The sequence below is a fragment of the Candidatus Enterococcus testudinis genome, from assembly GCF_002140915.1.
Classification (GTDB): Bacteria; Bacillota; Bacilli; order Lactobacillales; family Enterococcaceae; genus Enterococcus_D; species Enterococcus_D testudinis.
Window position 1 is genome coordinate 331,384 of sequence record NZ_NGKU01000001.1, and the last position, 17,572, is coordinate 348,955.

At 38.5% G+C, this 17,572-nt stretch carries 17 protein-coding genes and 1 other annotated feature (1 of these 18 cut by a window edge); of the genes, 15 read left to right on the forward strand and 2 right to left on the reverse strand.

Going from position 1 to position 17,572, the window contains the following annotated elements:
• The first annotated feature begins 73 nt into the window (after window positions 1–73).
• From A5886_RS01705 to spx, 9 genes are all read left to right on the forward strand, one after another.
• A complete protein-coding gene (locus tag A5886_RS01705) occupies window positions 74–1,435 on the forward strand; it encodes a citrate/2-methylcitrate synthase (RefSeq protein ID WP_179189949.1) in 1,362 nt (453 codons plus the stop codon).
• A gap of 397 nt (window positions 1,436–1,832) precedes the next feature.
• Window positions 1,833–2,753 carry an ABC transporter permease gene (locus A5886_RS01710; RefSeq protein WP_086273340.1) on the forward strand — a complete coding sequence of 307 codons (921 nt, stop codon included), beginning with the start codon at window positions 1,833–1,835 and terminating at the stop codon, window positions 2,751–2,753.
• A gap of 9 nt (window positions 2,754–2,762) precedes the next feature.
• Window positions 2,763–3,662 (forward strand): carbohydrate ABC transporter permease, encoded by a 900-nt coding sequence (locus A5886_RS01715; protein WP_086273341.1) that lies wholly within the window; start codon window positions 2,763–2,765, stop codon window positions 3,660–3,662.
• 14 nt (window positions 3,663–3,676) lie between these two features.
• The gene (locus A5886_RS01720; protein WP_086273342.1) at window positions 3,677–5,245 is read left to right on the forward strand and encodes a type 2 periplasmic-binding domain-containing protein; all 1,569 of its coding nucleotides are present in this window, start codon (window positions 3,677–3,679) and stop codon (window positions 5,243–5,245) included.
• 80 nt (window positions 5,246–5,325) lie between these two features.
• A complete protein-coding gene (locus A5886_RS01725; RefSeq protein ID WP_086273343.1) occupies window positions 5,326–5,970 on the forward strand; it encodes a DUF624 domain-containing protein in 645 nt (214 codons plus the stop codon).
• Window positions 5,971–6,155: 185 nt separating this feature from the next.
• Complete coding sequence (locus A5886_RS01730) at window positions 6,156–7,169, forward strand: LacI family DNA-binding transcriptional regulator (RefSeq protein ID WP_086273344.1); 1,014 nt, start codon at window positions 6,156–6,158, stop codon at window positions 7,167–7,169.
• A gap of 13 nt (window positions 7,170–7,182) precedes the next feature.
• Window positions 7,183–9,465, forward strand: a complete 2,283-nt coding sequence (locus A5886_RS01735) for a glycoside hydrolase family 65 protein (RefSeq protein ID WP_086273345.1) — start codon at window positions 7,183–7,185, stop codon at window positions 9,463–9,465.
• A 272-nt stretch (window positions 9,466–9,737) separates the two neighbouring features.
• Window positions 9,738–10,163 (forward strand): Asp23/Gls24 family envelope stress response protein, encoded by a 426-nt coding sequence (locus A5886_RS01740; RefSeq protein ID WP_086273346.1) that lies wholly within the window; start codon window positions 9,738–9,740, stop codon window positions 10,161–10,163.
• Between the two features lie 18 nt (window positions 10,164–10,181).
• Complete coding sequence (spx, locus tag A5886_RS01745; RefSeq protein ID WP_086273347.1) at window positions 10,182–10,631, forward strand: transcriptional regulator Spx; 450 nt, start codon at window positions 10,182–10,184, stop codon at window positions 10,629–10,631.
• An 84-nt stretch (window positions 10,632–10,715) separates the two neighbouring features.
• On the opposite strand, the gene rpsD is transcribed toward spx, so the two are convergent.
• Window positions 10,716–11,327 carry a 30S ribosomal protein S4 gene (gene rpsD, locus A5886_RS01750; protein ID WP_054115764.1) on the reverse strand — a complete coding sequence of 204 codons (612 nt, stop codon included), beginning with the start codon at window positions 11,325–11,327 and terminating at the stop codon, window positions 10,716–10,718.
• 368 nt (window positions 11,328–11,695) lie between these two features.
• Here rpsD and A5886_RS01755 point away from each other — a divergent pair, with 368 nt between their 5' ends.
• On the forward strand, window positions 11,696–12,493 hold the full coding sequence (locus A5886_RS01755) for a formate/nitrite transporter family protein (protein WP_086273348.1): 798 nt from the start codon (window positions 11,696–11,698) through the stop codon (window positions 12,491–12,493).
• Between the two features lie 108 nt (window positions 12,494–12,601).
• Here the strand turns inward: A5886_RS01755 and A5886_RS01760 are convergent, their stop codons facing one another.
• A complete protein-coding gene (locus A5886_RS01760; protein ID WP_086273349.1) occupies window positions 12,602–13,363 on the reverse strand; it encodes a response regulator transcription factor in 762 nt (253 codons plus the stop codon).
• A gap of 374 nt (window positions 13,364–13,737) precedes the next feature.
• Between A5886_RS01760 and A5886_RS01765 the strand changes: the two genes are divergently transcribed.
• From A5886_RS01765 to A5886_RS01780, 5 genes are all read left to right on the forward strand, one after another.
• Window positions 13,738–14,043 (forward strand): hypothetical protein, encoded by a 306-nt coding sequence (locus A5886_RS01765; protein ID WP_086273350.1) that lies wholly within the window; start codon window positions 13,738–13,740, stop codon window positions 14,041–14,043.
• Window positions 14,044–14,071: 28 nt separating this feature from the next.
• Entirely contained in the window at window positions 14,072–14,362 is a 291-nt protein-coding gene (locus tag A5886_RS01770) for a hypothetical protein (protein WP_086273351.1), read from the forward strand.
• Between the two features lie 86 nt (window positions 14,363–14,448).
• Window positions 14,449–14,790, forward strand: coding sequence for a hypothetical protein (locus A5886_RS01775; RefSeq protein WP_086273352.1), 342 nt, complete (start codon window positions 14,449–14,451; stop codon window positions 14,788–14,790).
• A gap of 126 nt (window positions 14,791–14,916) precedes the next feature.
• Window positions 14,917–15,069: a hypothetical protein gene (locus A5886_RS15710; RefSeq protein ID WP_179189950.1), complete on the forward strand. Its 153-nt coding sequence runs from the start codon at window positions 14,917–14,919 to the stop codon at window positions 15,067–15,069.
• Window positions 15,070–15,078: 9 nt separating this feature from the next.
• On the forward strand, window positions 15,079–17,241 hold the full coding sequence (locus A5886_RS01780) for a peptidase domain-containing ABC transporter (protein ID WP_256926117.1): 2,163 nt from the start codon (window positions 15,079–15,081) through the stop codon (window positions 17,239–17,241).
• Between the two features lie 99 nt (window positions 17,242–17,340).
• Window positions 17,341–17,572 (forward strand) — a binding site (T-box leader) (it continues 21 nt past the right edge of the window).

Here is a 17,572-nt window from a genome sequence, read left to right on the forward strand (position 1 = left end):
TATAAGTGCGTGATTATAGGATTAAATAACAAATCAGTTGGATATAGCAAGTTGGATTGGAGGAGAAATAGCTGTGGAAAAATTAGAGAAGAGTAAGAAGATGTCCTTTCTTGCATCGCAATGTCAGCATGCAAATCAAATCGATGTGAATTTTTATACAGAATATGATGTCAAACGAGGGCTAAGAGATGTCAATGGGACAGGTGTCGTTGCTGGATTGACGACAATCTCAACCATCTATCCCGAAAAAATTATCGACGGAAAACCAGTTGCAGCATGCGGCGAATTGCGCTATCGCGGGATTGATATCAATGAATTGGTGGCAGGGTTTGTCCATGAAGACCGTTTTGGTTTTGAAGAAATTGCATATTTATTACTATTTGGCGAACTGCCAACTGCAAGCGAATTAGCTGAGTTTCGTTTGTTATTAGCAGAGAAACGCACGCTGCCGACAAATTTTGTCCGCGATGTGATTATGAAAGCTTCTTCTTCAGATATTATGAACAGTCTTTCCCGTAGTATTCTGACATTGGCAAGTTATGATCCAAAAGCGGATGATATCAGTATTGAAAATGTGTTGGAACAAAGTCTTATGTTGATTAGTGTCTTTCCATTACTGGCAATCTATGCCTATCATGCCTATAATCACTATAGTCAAGGCGAGAGCATGTACATTCACCGTCCACCTGCAGATCTGAGTACTGCAGAAACGATCTTGACCATGCTACGGCCAACAAAAGAATATAGTTTCCAAGAGGCCCAAACGCTGGATATGGCATTGGTGTTGCACATGGAACATGGTGGCGGGAATAACTCCACTTTTACTACCCGAGTCGTGACATCCAGTGGCACCGATACGTATTCGACAATCGCGGCAGCATTGGGTTCATTAAAAGGTCCAAAGCACGGCGGGGCAAATATCAAAGTGACAGAGATGATGACTGACTTGAAACAACACGTGTTAGATACTACTGATGAAGCAGCAGTTCGGGGGTATTTGGAACAAGTCTTGGACAAAAAAGCCTTTGATCAAAAAGGCTTGATCTACGGAATGGGTCATGCGGTATATAGTGACAATGATCCCCGTGCAGCAATCTTTAAAAACTATGTGGCTAAATTGGCAAAAGAAAAAGGCAGCCAAGCGTGGGAAGAATATCAACTTTACACCATGGTGGAAAGGATCGCTCCTGAAGTCATCAAGGAAAAACGGAAAATGTATAAAGGCGTGAGTGCCAACATTGATTTCTTCAGCGGCTTTGTATATAACATGCTTGATCTACCCGAAGAACTCTACACACCAATGTTTGCGGTAGCCCGCATCGTCGGCTGGTCTGCGCACCGGATCGAAGAGTTGGTGAATGCACAAAAGATCATGCGCCCGGCTTATAAAGAGGTGTCAGTGGATCGAGGGTATGTTGATTTGGATTTGAGGTGAAATGTAGCAGTGAGTAATCACTGCTATTTTTTTGTGTGTAAATATGAGAAATCGAATTTAAATAGAATAGATAACGATAAGTTACACGAATCTGTTTAGTTTACCCAATTTTAGAAAGCGAAAAATGAAAATAAATTAATTTAATGAAAGCGTTGACATATTTAAAGTTTAACGTTAAACTGAAAGTGAATTTTAGGTTTAACGTTAAACCGTTTAAGGAAAGAGGTGCCTTTTGAATGCTATATGATGTTTACCTTTTAATATGCTAATAGGAATTATTAGTGCCAGATTTTCTCAGATGATTCAGGCGACATTCATTTGAAAGTTTGAATGGAAGGGCAAATGTAATAGAAATCAGTTTTAATCAAACAGATTGGTGAAAAGGGAGGATTCAAGTGTGGGGAAAAGCACGAAAGGTTTGTACAGTAGTAGAGTAAAAAACAGTCTTTCTTTGTATATTTTATTAGCACCAGCGATTATCTTATTACTGATATTTACGTATATACCAATGTCAGGATTAGTGATTGCGTTCAAAGACTATACACCTTCTTCCGGGATATTTGGAAGTCCTTGGGTTGGATTTAAGCATTTTTCTCAGTTTTTTAGTTCATATCAGTTTGGCGTAACAATTAGAAATACACTAAAAATTTCGATTTACAGCATTGTAGTGGGATTTCCATTACCCATAGCATTGGCAATTTTATGTAATCAAATTCGAGTAGAAAAATTCAAGAAGTTTTTCCAAGTTACAACATATCTACCACATTTTATTTCGACTATGGTTATGTGTGGCATGCTGATTTTATTTCTTTCACCAAATAATGGATTGATTGTAAATTTTCTGGGTTTATTTGGCATTGATATACCAGCTCTGCTATCGCAACCTGCAAGCTTTGCAAGTGTATATGTATGGAGTGATGTTTGGCAACACGTCGGTTGGGACAGTATTATCTTCTTGGCCGCACTTTCAGCAATCGATCCAACTTATTACGAAGCGGCTACGATGGATGGTGCTTCTAAACTACAAAAAATTAGGCATATTGATTTACCCCTGATTCTGCCAACTGCAATGATTTTACTTATTCTACGCGCGGGTGGACTGTTGAGTGTAGGGTTTGAGAAAGTACTCTTGCTTCAAAATCCATTGAATTTAGCAGGAAGCGAAATTATATCTACTTATGTTTACAAAGTAGGGTTGATTAATTTCCAATACAGCTATTCTACTGCTATTGGCCTATTTAATACTGTAGTTAATGTCATTATATTGATAATGGTTAATTCATTGTCCCGTCGACTCACAAAAACAGGTTTATTTTAGGAGGGGAATATGAAAACAAAAAAAAGAGGAAGACATATGAATAGTTCGGAAAAAGTTTTTAATTTTTTTGTCTATGGCGTAGCAATCATTTTAATTCTCCTAATCATTTATCCTTTATGGTTTGTCATCATTGCGTCATTTAGTGACCCAGCAGATGTTGGTAGTGGTCAAGTTTGGTTATTACCTAATGATTGGCGACTAGATGGATATGTAAAATTGTTCGAACAATCACTTTTTTGGCGTAGTTATTTGAACACTGTCATGTATACCGTTGTTGGAACTTTAGTCGCGTTATTGGTGAATATCCCAGCAGGATATGCATTATCTAGAAAAGATTTGTTCGGCCGAAAGTGGGTGGCGATCGTATTCATTATTCCTATGTTTGTTTCTGGTGGTTTGATTCCTACGTACTTAACGATAAAAAATGTAGGTCTCTTGGATACTTTTTGGGTAATGGTCATTCCATTTGCTGTATCAAGCTACAATATCATTGTTGCTAGAACTTTTTTTAATAATAGTATTCCCGCAGGATTGTGGGAAGCTGCTCAAATTGATGGATGCGGAACGATTCGATATTTTATTAGTATAGTTTTACCTCTGTCCAAAGCGATATTGGCGGTTATTGGTTTATGGACAGCAGTAGGAATCTGGAATTCATGGTTTAATGCGTTGATTTATTTGACAAATGAAAATCTCCAACCATTGCAATTGATTCTCCGCAGATTACTCATTAGTAATCAACTACTGCAAACACAAGCAACCGGAGAGTTGGCTTCTGAGTTAAGAGCAACCGCTGATATGATGAAATATGCAGCAATTGTTGTGTCAACAGCACCGATTATGATGTTATATCCGCTGTTACAAAAATACTTTAATCAAGGCGTTATGATTGGCGCTTTAAAAGAATGAATGGGGGAATAAAAATGTTAGAGAAAAAATGGTCAAAACTACTTTTATCTGTTGGGTTACTTGGAATATTAGCTGCTTGCGGTAATGAAGAGCCAGATGCTGACCAGAGTAGTAATGAAAGTGATAATACAAGTTTCAAAATTTCGACTGTCCGTTGGGCTGATTGGGGAGATGATTTTACCAAAGGATTTCTAGAAGAGGCAGAGGAAAACGCAGGTATTCAAATCGATTGGGATATTCACTTATCAGCTGATTGGGGAGATCGAAAATCTGTGCTCATGGCCGGGGGCGATTTACCGGATGCTTTTTTAGGCTCAATCACCTTTACAGATGCAGAAATTGCACAAAATCAAGATGTCTTTATTCCGTTAGAAGATTTGATAGAAGAAAATATGCCGAATTTATCAAAAATCATGGAGAGTGATCCCAAACTCAAAGCTATGATTACTTCACCTGATGGACACATATACAGTTTGCCAAAAAAATTGCCAATGCGGCCATTGATAGCAAACCAGATGTTTATCAATCAGACTTGGTTAGACAATCTTGGGCTAGATATGCCGGATACTTATGAAGAATTTATAGATGTTTTAGTTGCATTTAATGAAGGTGATGCTAATGGAAATGGTAATTTGAATGATGAAATCCCTTATGGGGTTGGGAATTTTAGTGAAACTTTTTCTTTTATTTTACCATTTGATAATCGTCTTGGTGCAGACAATACCTATGAAATGAGTTTGAAAGATGAGCAACCCGTTTATCTTCGTACCGAAGAGTCCTATCGCGATGGTATTGCGTGGATGAGTGAAGCTTATCAAAAAGGATTGATTGACCCAGAATTGTTTACAGCTGATACTTCTATGAGTGATGCAAAACGAATGAACAAGGATGTTTCTCTGGTTGGTGTAGCTGCTGGATGGACAGCAGACGCTACGTTCGGACTACATGCTGAAGAATACGTGGCTTTGCCGCCCCTTGTCGGACCGGATGGCAACCGTTATGTCATTTCTGATCCTGATCATTACAATTATGGTCGGAACGAATTTATGGTAACGACTAGCTGCGAAAATCCAGCTGAGTTATTGAAGTGGGCTGACCAGTTTTATACTGATGATGCAAGTATCCAGACATTTTATGGATCTTTTGGTATAGGCGTTGAAAAAGACGGTGATCAATATACTGTGTTGCCACCTCAAGGTGACACCTCTGCTGATGAGTGGGCATGGATCAATTCTTTGCGTGATTTTGGACCTAAATATGTGGAAGAAGGATTTAATGATCGAGTAACAATTGATGAAACACAAGGAGACGGGTTGAAATTGGCGCTGGATAGTGAAATCAATGAATACGCTTTGCCCGCATTTCCGAATGTTATGTATTCACAAGAAGAGCTGACGCGTTTGTCAGCATTGTACGTGGATATTAGTTCATATGCTTCTCAAACAGCTGCTAAATGGATCGTAGAAGGTGGTGTGGAAGAAGAATGGGATGGCTATTTGAAACAGCTTGAGGCAATGGGAATCGATGAATTTATGCAAATTCAACAGGAGGCCTTTGATAGATACAATGCAGCATTAAATTAGCAAATAGGTAAAGCTGGAGTAACAACTACTTCAGCTTTATCAAATGAATTTTCTTCAGAAAGAAAATAGAAGGAGATAGAATGAAAGAATTAATGAATCTAAATAGTCCAATAATCAAGATTCTTGGGAGAACAACGGATTTGTTTTTGCTAAATATATTATTTTTGGTTACAAGTATTCCTATTATCACGATTGGTGCATCTTTAGTCAGTTTGAATACAAGCTGGCAAAAAATTTTGAAAGACAATGATGAAGGGATTGTAAGAAGTTATTTTACTTGCTTCAAAAAAAATTTTGTTCAAGCCACGATCAGTTGGCTTGTTATACTCCTTATGACTGTTCTTTTTTTGATAGATTTCTATCTATTTGAACAACAGACAGCGCAAATAAGGGCAATAGGATTAGGTGTCTTATTTCCATTTGTCTTGGCGCTTTTACTATTGTTTCTGCTCCTATTCTCTTATTTAGGGCGATATGAAGATACGATAGCAAGAAGCGTGAAAAATTGTTTTTTGATAGCTGTCCAAAATGGAAAACAAATACTTTTTCTGCTTTCCTTTAACATCGCTGTCATCTATTTTAGTTTGAGTAGTCCGGAACGTTTATTAACATCGATTTATTTTTATACTTTCGGCGGTTTTTCTGTCATATCATTAATCAATAATTTAACCTTTAGAAAAATCTATCTTAAAGTTGAAAAAAATTTTTTTCAATTGCAGGGCTGAAAGGATAAAAGCATAGAGTATTTAGAAGAAATTACCTATTAAAGTGAATGAGGATATGAACAAAACATCCCCCTTCCAGTGGATGTGAATTCGTAAGTGTTATCAAGAGAATGACTAACTAATTGCTGGAAAGATAGAATACGGTATAATAAGGGAAAATGAGTACGTTCGAAAGGACCAAGCGCATGAAAATCACAATCAAAAAAATTGCTGAAGAAGCAGGTGTCAGTGTAACAACAGTTTCAAATGTTATTAATAAAAAAGCGCATCGCGTGTCCCAAGATAAAATCGATATGATCGAGGAAATTATAAAAAAATATAATTACTCGCCAAATATGAATGCTCGAGCCCTAGTGAAATCATCCTCACGTTTGATCGGACTATTGTATTTTTCAGATCAGAAGAATTTAGACTTTGCGGATCCTTTTGTGAATGAAATCCTGCAAGGTATCCAACGAGTAGCAAAGGAACATAATTTTTTTACTTTAGTTCATAGTGTCACAAAAACAGAAGATATAGAAGAAGTCCAGAAGAATTGGCGATTCGATGGTTTTATTGCTGTTGGATTTAGTCAGGAACTATTTGAAGAAGTTCATAAAATCATTCAAGTACCAATCATTTTCATTGATACTCATTTGAAAGATGAAGTCTACAGTCATATCGAAGATTATCCCAATAGTTATTTTATTAACACAAATGATCAAGATGCAAGCTACAAAGCCACCACTTATTTACTAAAAAAAGGATTAACCAAAATTGGTTTTTACTCTTATGAATTTGACAAAAATAAAACATCAGTTATCCAACAACGCTATGTTGGTTATCATAATGCACTTAAAGACTTTCATATAAAACCAGATACAGATTTAGAATATACAGAAGAGCAGCAATCAGAAATACTGAATCATCTAGATGATTTCCAAGGTATTCTTGTAACGGCCGATTATTTGGCAATAAAATTCATTCACAAATTGAAACAGGAAAAGTCATTTTATGAAAGAAAACTATCCATCATTAGTTTTGATGATATTCGATATGCGGCCTTGAATGATCCACCATTAACAACTATTAGGTTAGACCAAACAAAAAAAGGCGAGATAGCAATGAAAACGTTAGTTAATATTGTTGATGAACACATGAAAGAAAACCAAATTACTTTATTGAATGGAACTTTGATCGTAAGAAAAACAACATTTTAGAAAGGTTAGTGCTATGGGGAAAATTGCAGATATGTATTATATGGTCAATCCCTGGATTGTTTCGGAAAAGGGCTTTGAAAAGAGTCGAAGCGAAGTATCAGAATCTATTTTTTCGCTAGCAAATGAATATATGGGCATTCGAGGATACTTTGAGGAAGGTTATTCAGGTGAAACATTAATCGGAAGCTATTTCAACGGGGTTTATGAGAACAGTCCCAAAGAAAATCATGTGAAATACAAAGGGATTGTTGCTAGAAGTCATTTTATGGTTAACGCAGTAGATTGGTTGTATACTAGAATCTGGTGTGATAATACTCCATTAGATCTTGCTAATGCGGAGATAGATAATTTTGAACGACATTTGGATTTAAGAACTGGAATATTAATACGCAGCTTTCATTGGAAACCAAATAAAGAAACAAAAGTAAAACTTATTTTTAAGCGTATGTTAAACATGGAAGAAGTGACCCAAGGATACCAAACTATCTCGATAGAAGCTCTTGAAGGAGAAGCAAATCTAACGATTCTAATGGGTGTAGATTTTAACATGCTTCACAAAGGCGAAGGTCAAAATTTTTGGCAAGAGCAAGTAAAAAGCGCCAATCATGATAGTGCTACAATGATTGCAGAAACAATTACTACTAAACAGAAAATTTATGCAGGTTTTTCTATTGTGGCTTCAAAGTCCCTAGACACTCGAATTGTGGAGAGGGACAAATTTATCGGCCTTAAGTTTAACGTTAAACTTAAGGAGAGCGAAGTATTTAGCGTAGAGCGTAAGGCAACTATGATTGTGAACAAAACAGGAATCAATGAAGAAAATCTAAATCAAACAGGTTCTCAAGCGTTGAAATCACAGGTATCCTTCAATATAGTTTTTGAAAGAAATAGGAAATATTGGGAAAACGTATGGAGTAAGGAAGATATTCAAATTGAGGGAGATACGCGAAACCAACAAGGTATACGATATTGTATCTTTCAATTACACCAAACCTATCATGGACAAGATCCTAATCACAATATTGGTGCGAAAGGATTAACCGGCGAAGCATACGGAGGACTTGCTTTTTGGGATACTGAAACTTGTTGTTTACCTTTCTATCTTTTAACAAATTTAGCAGCAGCAAAAAATTTACTTGAGTTTCGATACTATACATTGTCTCAGGCGAAAGAACGAGCAAAACAACTAGACTGTGAAGGTGCCTGTTATCCAATTGCTACTTTAAATGGTCACGAAGCATGTGATTTGTGGCAACATGCTAGCTTACAATTCCAACCGAGTACAGGCGTTGCTTATGGCATTTGGCATTACGTAAATGTGTCACATGATAAAGAGTTTTTGTATTCCCACGGAATTGAAGTGTTAATTGAAATTTCAAGATTTTTAGTTTCTCGTGGTGCATGGTCTGCAAATGGAGAATTTGGTTTTTTTGGGGTGATGGGACCAGATGAATTTCAAATGATGGTCAATCACAATGCGTATACGAACTATATGGCTAAGAGAACCCTTGAGTATACAATAGAAGTGTTAGAAGAAATGAAAGCTATAGATAGAACAAACTTTCATTCTGCTTTGGAAAAGTGTGGACTCTTAGAAAAGGAATATCAAAGTTGGCAAGTGTGTGCGGAGAAGATGGTCGTACTCAAAGATGAGAATGGTTTGATCGAGCAACATGATGGATTTTTTAAGTTGCCGCAACTTGACATTCATTCGATTCCAATTGATGAATTTCCATTATATGATCACTGGTCTTATGACCGTATCTACCGGAACAACATGATTAAGCAGCCTGATGTGTTAATGTTTTTGTTTTTATACAACCAATCTTTTGGACTTGCTGAAAAACAAGTAAACTACGAGTTTTATGAACCAAAAACGATTCATGAATCGTCTCTCTCTCCTTCAATCCATTCTATATTGGCCTCTGAGCTAGGAAAAGATCAAGAAGCCTATCAATTTTTTGAATTTGCGACAAGAATGGACCTAGATAACTTTAATCGTAATACCAGAGAGGGACTTCATACAACGTCAATTGCTTCCGCATGGATGAATATAGTTTATGGATTTGGTGGTGTAAGAACTGATGGCAAGGAGCTAATGCTTTCGCCGACGATTCCGGAAAAATGGGAGAGCTATACTTTTAAAATCACCTATCAAGAACGATTGATCCAAGTGACAGTTGACCGGAAAGCGGTTAAGATTTCCCTTTTGAGAGGGGATACAATCAAGGTGCAGATTTATCATGAAGTAAAAGAAATCACAAATATACCACTAGTGATTGATACGCGAAAATAGGATACTAAGAGAGAATGGTCAAATGTAAACGATCAATAGCCTTAAAAACAACAGTGAACAAATCACTGTTGTTTTTTTAACCTCCCTATTTTGTGCAACTGGAGAATATTTTTTCGGTAACAAGTGTTTTTCTTTGTAAAAAAAGCGAAAAAAAACTATGCTTATGGGGTAGGGTATTTTTCCTAGAAAAAAGGTTGATTAAACAAGGTTGTGTAAAAGGTTCGATTTGCTGCTGGCGTATTCTTTATTCGTCAAATCAAGGAGTGAGAAAAATGACATACGATCAACAAACAGAAAATCAGCAAGAAACAACAAGTCCATTGTCCTTTGAAGAAAAAGTCATTGAAACGATGATTGGTACTGCATTGGCGGCTGTTGACGGTTTAATCAGCGTGAATGGGCGATTCATCCGCGATGAAACAGAAGTGCTTGAAAAACAGGAACAAGTAGCTTCTGGCATCAATGTTGAGATTGGGAAAGAAGAAGTCGCCATCGATTTGGAAGTCGTGGTTCTCTATGGGAAAGATATCCCCCAACTATTTGGCCAGGTCCAAGAAATCGTCCTGCAAGAAGTCAGTCGTTTGACAACATTAACAGTCAAAGAAATCAATATCCGTATCGCAGATGTTGTGACTCAAGACACCTTTGAACAAATGGAAGATCTATCTGCAAATCAAGGGTCCAATCAAAATCAGTAAGAAAGGAAGAATGATCACATGATCTCACTATATACAACACCCAGCTGTACCTCATGCCGCAAAGCACGGGCGTGGCTGACTGAAAATGAGTTGCCTTTTGAAGAAAGAAACATGTTTAGCGATCCATTGAATAGTGAGGAATTAATGCAAATTCTTTCTTTGACAAAAAATGGAACGGAAGATATTATTTCTACGCGTTCTAAGGTTTATCAAAAATTAGCTATTGATTTAGAAGAATTGAAACTTGAGGAACTGCTCTCGTTGATCGAAACGTATCCGAATTTGTTAAAACGGCCGATCATCATAGATAATAATAAATTGCAAGTGGGTTACAACGAAGAAGATATTCGTAAATTCGTGCCTCGCAATCTGCGCAAAATCATTTTCAAAAGACGGCAACGGGAACTATTGATGTTCAATTACCGTCAAAAGAAAACAGAAGGCAAGTCAGTCGTGAATATCATATGAATAAGTCGATCAAGAGAAGCGATCAGCTTCTCTTTTTTTGCACAAAAAAACACGATCCAATAAAGGATCGTGTTGGTTGAAAAATTAAAGTACTTGGTTGTAGAATTCAACGACTAATGCTTCGTCAACTTCTGCAGTCAATTCATCACGCTCAGGTAAACGAGTCAATGAACCTTCTAATTTTTCGCTGTCAAAGCTGACGAATGAAGAACGGCCAGCTGTTGCTTCAACAGCTTCTTTGATTGTAGAAATGTTTTGTGATTTTTCGCGAACGCTGATCACTTGACCCACTTCAACGTGGTATGAAGGGATATCAACACGTTTGCCGTCTACCAATACGTGGCCATGGTTGACCAATTGGCGTGCTTGACGACGTGTAGTTGCTAAGCCTAGACGGTAAACAACGTTATCTAAGCGTTGTTCTAGTAAGATCATGAAGTTAACACCGTGTTTGCCTTCTTTGATTTTGCTAGCTTTCACGAACAACGTACGGAATTGACGTTCGTTGACGCCGTACATATGACGTAGTTTTTGTTTTTCAGTTAATTGCATGCCGTATTCAGATTTCTTTCCACGGCTGTTTGGTCCGTGTTGACCTGGAGCGTAAGGGCGACGTGCCAATTCTTTTCCAGTTTCTGATAATGAAATACCTAAACGACGAGAAATTTTCCATGATGGTCCAGTATAACGTGACATAATTTGGTTCCTCCAATAAATTAGTTTGGAGTAAAATAATCCGTTGAACAATTCATATTCGTACAGTTCGTTCTTCAATCTTCACCTTTGCAGCCGTGGTTACACAATTGAACCCTGTGGGCAACGAACTGGGGACGAGCTATTATTCTTCTGCTGCATTATTTTACACAAAGAATAGTATACGAAATATTGCACGATAAGTCAAGGCTCACTCTTGTGCGTGAAAATGAAAGCTATCATTGAAATTTTTCATAAATTCCTTATATTTTCAATTATCACTTTACAAATCAGTGTTTCGTCATTAAAATATGGAAGTATTGTGCAATTTATAACGAATAAAGATAATCAACAAAAAAAGGAGCAGAAAAATGAATCCAGTATCCCCGTTATTTGAGAAAATCGATTCCTCTATTGAAAAGAAAATCGATTTGATCAAAAGTAGTTATTTGCGTTACGCTGTCCGTGCCATGATGGCTTGTCTATTCTTGACTTTAGGTACAGCAATCGCCTTTGCAATTGCCATGAAAGGTGAAGCAATGATCCATGGTCTTGGGAAAATTTTGTACGCCTTTATGTTTAGCTGGTCGTTGGTGATGATTTTGTATATGAACGCTGAACTTGGTACATCGAACATGTTGTATATGACTGTCGGGGTATACCGCAAACGTCTAAGTATTCCTTTGGCATTGAAGATTTTGTTTACCTGTGTCCTATTTAATTTGATCGGCGGCGTGATTTTCGGTTCGATCGTAGCTTTGACAGGTCCTTTCCAAGGATTGACGGCAGATAACTTCATGCTGACATCGATCACTGCAAAATTGGATAAATCAACGATCCAAATTTTAGTTGAAGCGATGTTTGCCAATATTGTCGTGAACACAGCTGTTTTAGTCAGCATGCGGATGAAAGATGATGCTGGTAAAGTGGCAGCAATCATTTTCATTATTTTCATCTTTGCCTTCTTAGGCTTCGAACACGTTATCGCAAACTTCCCAGCCTTCACATTGGCATTCTGGGCTTCAGGCGGTCACTTAGCTGGTATGACTGTCGGCAGTGTGATCCATAACTTGGTCTTTGCATTTATCGGTAACTACATCGGTGGCGGACTTGTGATGGGCTTAGGCTATGCATGGTTGAATAATTCTAAATCAACTTATGTGGATTAATCATCTGCTGATCATTGATTAAATCAAGCAAAAACGAGCGTTGGACTTTACCTTTTGGTGGAGTCTAACGCTTTTTTTGTATCCAATACACCTTGACTGAACTGCATATCACCTCACTCTTTTCTCAAATGCGAAATGATAGTTACGGATTCTACGGGTCAATTCGCCGATCTTGCGGCGCGCGATCAGACATGTCAGATCATCAGAGAAATGGATCAGTTTTTGTTTTTTGTCGATGGAGAGGATATTCGTCACGTTGATCACATAGGAGCGATGGCATTTGAAGAGACGGTCATCCAGCGCCGTTAATTCATCCAAAGTGGCAGAAAAAAGAATGGTGCGGTTTTTTGCTACAAGTTGGATTTTTCGTGAAATTTCGGTGGTCTCGAAAAATAAAATATCACGAAAGGGAACAACAAAATAGCTTTGGGCATTGTCAAAAATAAAGGTATCTTCCTTATGGAACGCTTCTGCTGCTTTGAAATGAGCCTGCAAACAAGCGGCGACTTTGGTTTCGAAAGCGTCTTTGGCGAGGGTCTTGTCAATAAAATCATAGGCAGATACTTTGTATTCAAAGGTCAAACGAGCAAATTCAGTGTGACTGGTGACAAAAACGATCAAGCCAAATGGATCCAATTGACGGACTTCTTGTGCCACTTCAAGACCGCGTTTTTCTTGCGCACCCAATTCAATATCAAGGAAATATAAGTTGTTGCCGACGGAGCGGCTGACTTCTTCAATAAAAGGCAGCGGTTTGCTCTCGATAATGATTTTTTTGGGTACCCAGTTCTTCTGGATCAATATGTGTCTTACCGCAGATTCCAAACGAATTTGCTGCGGCAATACGTCTTCTAAGATAAAGATATTCATTCGGCGCGACTCCTATCACTAACGAGGATTGGTTGGACACTAGCAGCAACTTACTGGTCATGGATGAGGATCATTTGACGGAAATGTTGGTCGGCGTAATCATCATTCCCACCTCTTTTTCGATTAATTATACCAAATAATCTGACTATTTCAATTTTAATTATGTAATTGTGATTATTTTAGTGATAAATGGTTTATCTAAGTGGAAAGTGAAAAAACTAAAAACTTAGCCGTAAAAATCTGCGTGTCAGCTGCACAAAGTGACCAATTAGTGCCAAAATCGAACCATTTACTGCATTAGGAACATTTTGTTGCAGGAATGCCATACACTTGAAGAGCAAATACTAACTATTTGCAGAACAAAAGGAGGGAGCATGTATACGAGACAAGAAATCGTTACGTCTAAAAATGAAAAGATAAGCACACTCACCTATGTAATACTTGCCATTCAAGTAGTGACATTGATCGTTGGATTTTCAGCCAAATATTACTTTTTAAATGACAAAGTCGAGGTCATTTGTCATGCCATACTAATAGGTTCCTTTGCATTTATAGCGAGTAAGATTGAATCGTTGTTTAAGGCTAAGAATACGCCTTTGTGGGTGAGTATTCTTTGTGGCGCTATATTAGGGGCGGTAATTATTTGGTTTATTTTGTTTATAGTTGATCAACTGATGTAATAACTAAATCAACAGGAGGGGATCGAACATGGAAAAACAATTAACAATCACGCAAGAAAACAAACGGGTTTTATTGATACTTATCGTACAAACGACACTGCTCATTGCAGGGTTCATATTAAGATATATCTATGACAGTGGCTGGGTAGCGGTCATTGAATCAATCGTCGGTTTTTCTTTTTTCTGGTTGATTTCAAATGCGAAACTCTTTAATAGAATCAATAAAGAGAAAACGAGTCTTTACTACTGGTCTTTTTTAAACCTTTTAGGCGGTATTGTCTTTTTTGGTATTATGTTTTACGAAAAACTTATGTCTTAGGCTATTTATTTCTGCTGGGAGGATGCTATTGCTACGGCAGATAATCAGGGGAACGCCCACAACGTCATAACAAAAGGTGATGATCGATGCATCCAATCTATCAGATGCAACGTTTGCTTTATTTCCAGTTGATCGATGAGATAAAGCAGCAAACAGGGGAAATGATTTGTACAACCGATGAGTTAAAGCGCTTTAAACGCACTCAGCCGGAGCGCTACAAAGCAATCAACGAGAAAGTTCAGGCGACCCACACCAATCAGACGATCAACAAAAAATTTGAAGAACTGGATGAACAGCTTTTGCGGCAGATTCGTGGGGCAGGGCTAGATAGCAGACCCACTGTTTCTATGGCCACGCAACATCTGGATCCAATCATAGAAAGGACAAACAAGCATGAAGACAAAACGAAGAAAGACACCCGTTCTTAAAGCATCCCAATGCGCCATTTTGGAGACCCATGAATTAAAGCAGACCTATGGCAGCGGCAATCAGCAGACCCGCTATACGCCAAATGGGTTTAACCAGGGACAACCACTCAAGGAAGGACTAGGAAAATGAAGACAAGCAACGTGCAAAAGACACCAAAATACAGGTTGCTGCACAAAGAAGAGCTGCAGCAATTGATCGGTCATGGCCAGCTGCATGCCAAAAGAATTCCCCCGAAAACACTGACAAAAGCATCTCGCATCACAAAATATGTAAAGTAGGTGGGCTGTGTGGCAAAAGTAGCATTTATTGAGCAAAGTGAGCATAGTGAATGCGGCATCGCAGCGGTCACTATGCTCCTTAATTATTATGGTGTGCCCGTAAAGTTGAACGATGTCCGGGATCATTATGGGGTACCTAAAGGCGGAAATACCATGTATCACTTGAAGGAGATTTTCTCTGATTTCGGGTTTGAGACAGTGGGTGTAAAGATTACAGATACTGTTGGCTTCTTTCGCGAAAACAATGCACCTTGTTTGTTATTTTGGGAGCATAGGCATTATGTTGTATTTGAAAAAATCGTAGGAAACAAGATAACGATCGTCGATCCTGCACTGGGCAGAAAAAGTTATTCGCTCCAAGCGTTCAGCGCACATTTTTCGGATGTCGCTTTGTTGATCAGTGCAATAGATGAAACCAAGGAAGGGCCTGTTCGTTCGGAGAAAAGTCACGATACATTATGGAAGACGTTATACAAAGAGAGATTTCTGATTATGGGTTTGGTGCTGTTGACGGTTGTGATCCAATTCTTAGGCGTGGGGATCCCTGTGATGACGCAGCGGGCCGTTGATAATTATTTGGCGATTGCTGTAGACTTTACCCCACAATCGATGATTGTCAGTGTGTGTATTGTTTTCTTCTGTTATTACTTACTGCAAGGGATGAGAAATACTGTGATCACAAAGTTTCAACTCCACTTTGAAGAAAAGCTGATGGTCGTATTCATGAAGAAGATGTTGTCATTGCCACTGAATTTTTTTGTCAATCGTTCCACGGGAGATTTGATTTTCCGGGGCAACTTAACGACCTATATCCAGCAAATTCTCAGTACCCAGCTACTTACAACAATCATTGATCTGGTGCTGGTGATTGCTTATTTCTCATTGATGATCAGTTATTCTATTGAGCTAACGGTGATTAGTATGACGGGCATCATGATTATTGTTGGATCGACCTATATTTACTCTAAAGCTTATCGTTCCAGTACGGATCTAGACATCCAATTAAACGGCCAAGTGCATCAAACGTTGGTTGAGCTTTTCGAAGGAATCGAAACAATCAAATCGATCGGTGCTGAAGAAGCGTTTTATCAAGATTGGGAAACGGCCTTTATGCGGCAACAAGCACTAAGAAAGAAAAAAAGCCGGGTTTCCGGCTGGATCGGTACGATTCCCAGCAGTATGCAATTTGTGCTGCCTTTATTGATCACGGGTGTTGGTTTGTTCGGTGTGAATGAGGGAACTTTCACGATGGGTGAGCTGATCAGTTTCAATGCCATTTCTTTGTCATTCGTGGTGCCGATCGTGACTGTGATGAATTCAGCAACGCAGTTTTTGATCTTACGTTCCTATTTCGGAAAGTTGGCGGAAATATTGGATCAAAAGAATCGGCGAGCGGAAGCGACGGCACAACATATAGACACCTATGAATCGATCGAGTTAAAACAAGTAGCGTTTTATTTTAGCAAGTTTGAAGAACCAGTATTAAAAAATATTGATTTGAAAATCGATAAGACGGAGAAAATCGCCATCGTTGGCCCCAGCGGATCGGGAAAAACGACGTTGTTAAAAGTCATTTCGGGTCTGTACTTGCCGACTGAAGGTGAGGTCTTACTCAATGGCAAAGATATGACAACGATCCCACAGGCTTCTTTACGGCAGATGATCAGTGTCGTCAATCAAAATCCGACGATTTTCCAACGCAGTTTAAAAGCCAATGTGTTGATCAATACGCCTGATTCTACACAAGAAGTGTTATTGCAGGCAATCACCGATGCCCGTGTAGATGAGATGACTCGCCTCTTGCCTATGGGACTGGATACATTGATATCCGAAGGCGGTATGAATCTATCCGGTGGGCAACTGCAGCGGATTGCCATAGCTCGCGCATTGGTCAAACAGCCACAGCTGTTGTTAATGGATGAACCGACCAGTGCCTTAGACAATATCTCTGAAAACTATATCATGAAGCGTTTGAAAACATATGATTGTCCCTGTGTAATCGTTTCTCATCGACTGAACACGATCCAGCACTTCGATCGCATTCTCGTCATGGATAAAGGAGAAATTGTAGAAGACGGTACCCATGAAGCGCTTATGGCCCAAAACGGACTGTACAGTTATATTTATTCGGGAAATACGGATCTTGTGGACTGGGCAGCTGGCTCGACGTGAAATCACAATATAGAACATGAAAAAAAGGAACGCTGATTTTCGCAAAAAATCTGATTGACAGTCATTGGTCTATCTGCTATCCTTGATAAAAATCAAGCAACAAACACGTTGATGAAGAAAGTAAGATTGTGTGGTATTCCTAACAGAGAGCCCTGTCAGCTGAAAATGGGTGGAAGAAAACGAATCTGAAAATGGCTTTTGAGTGGGTACTTCGAGAATTTTTTTTTAGAGGTGCACGACTGTCCCCGTTATCATGGATCCCAATATCGCAGTAGCTGTATTGGCGCAGAGGCATTCTTTGCAAGAAGAATGCGCACAAAGGTGGTACCAT

Excerpts from the sequence above, each read along its gene's own strand:
- rpsD (WP_054115764.1), bottom strand. The coding sequence starts at position 11,327 with ATGTCACGTTATACTGGACCATCATGGAAAATTTCTCGTCGTTTAGGT.
- A5886_RS01765 (WP_086273350.1), top strand. The coding sequence starts at position 13,738 with ATGTATACGAGACAAGAAATCGTTACGTCTAAAAATGAAAAGATAAGC.
- A5886_RS01755 (WP_086273348.1), top strand. The coding sequence starts at position 11,696 with ATGAATCCAGTATCCCCGTTATTTGAGAAAATCGATTCCTCTATTGAA.
- A5886_RS15710 (WP_179189950.1), top strand. The coding sequence starts at position 14,917 with ATGAAGACAAGCAACGTGCAAAAGACACCAAAATACAGGTTGCTGCAC.
- A5886_RS01740 (WP_086273346.1), top strand. The coding sequence starts at position 9,738 with ATGACATACGATCAACAAACAGAAAATCAGCAAGAAACAACAAGTCCA.
- A5886_RS01735 (WP_086273345.1), top strand. The coding sequence starts at position 7,183 with ATGGGGAAAATTGCAGATATGTATTATATGGTCAATCCCTGGATTGTT.
- A5886_RS01730 (WP_086273344.1), top strand. The coding sequence starts at position 6,156 with ATGAAAATCACAATCAAAAAAATTGCTGAAGAAGCAGGTGTCAGTGTA.
- A5886_RS01720 (WP_086273342.1), top strand. The coding sequence starts at position 3,677 with ATGTTAGAGAAAAAATGGTCAAAACTACTTTTATCTGTTGGGTTACTT.
- A5886_RS01715 (WP_086273341.1), top strand. The coding sequence starts at position 2,763 with ATGAAAACAAAAAAAAGAGGAAGACATATGAATAGTTCGGAAAAAGTT.
- spx (WP_086273347.1), top strand. The coding sequence starts at position 10,182 with ATGATCTCACTATATACAACACCCAGCTGTACCTCATGCCGCAAAGCA.
- A5886_RS01725 (WP_086273343.1), top strand. The coding sequence starts at position 5,326 with ATGAAAGAATTAATGAATCTAAATAGTCCAATAATCAAGATTCTTGGG.
- A5886_RS01775 (WP_086273352.1), top strand. The coding sequence starts at position 14,449 with ATGCATCCAATCTATCAGATGCAACGTTTGCTTTATTTCCAGTTGATC.
- A5886_RS01770 (WP_086273351.1), top strand. The coding sequence starts at position 14,072 with ATGGAAAAACAATTAACAATCACGCAAGAAAACAAACGGGTTTTATTG.
- A5886_RS01760 (WP_086273349.1), bottom strand. The coding sequence starts at position 13,363 with ATGAATATCTTTATCTTAGAAGACGTATTGCCGCAGCAAATTCGTTTG.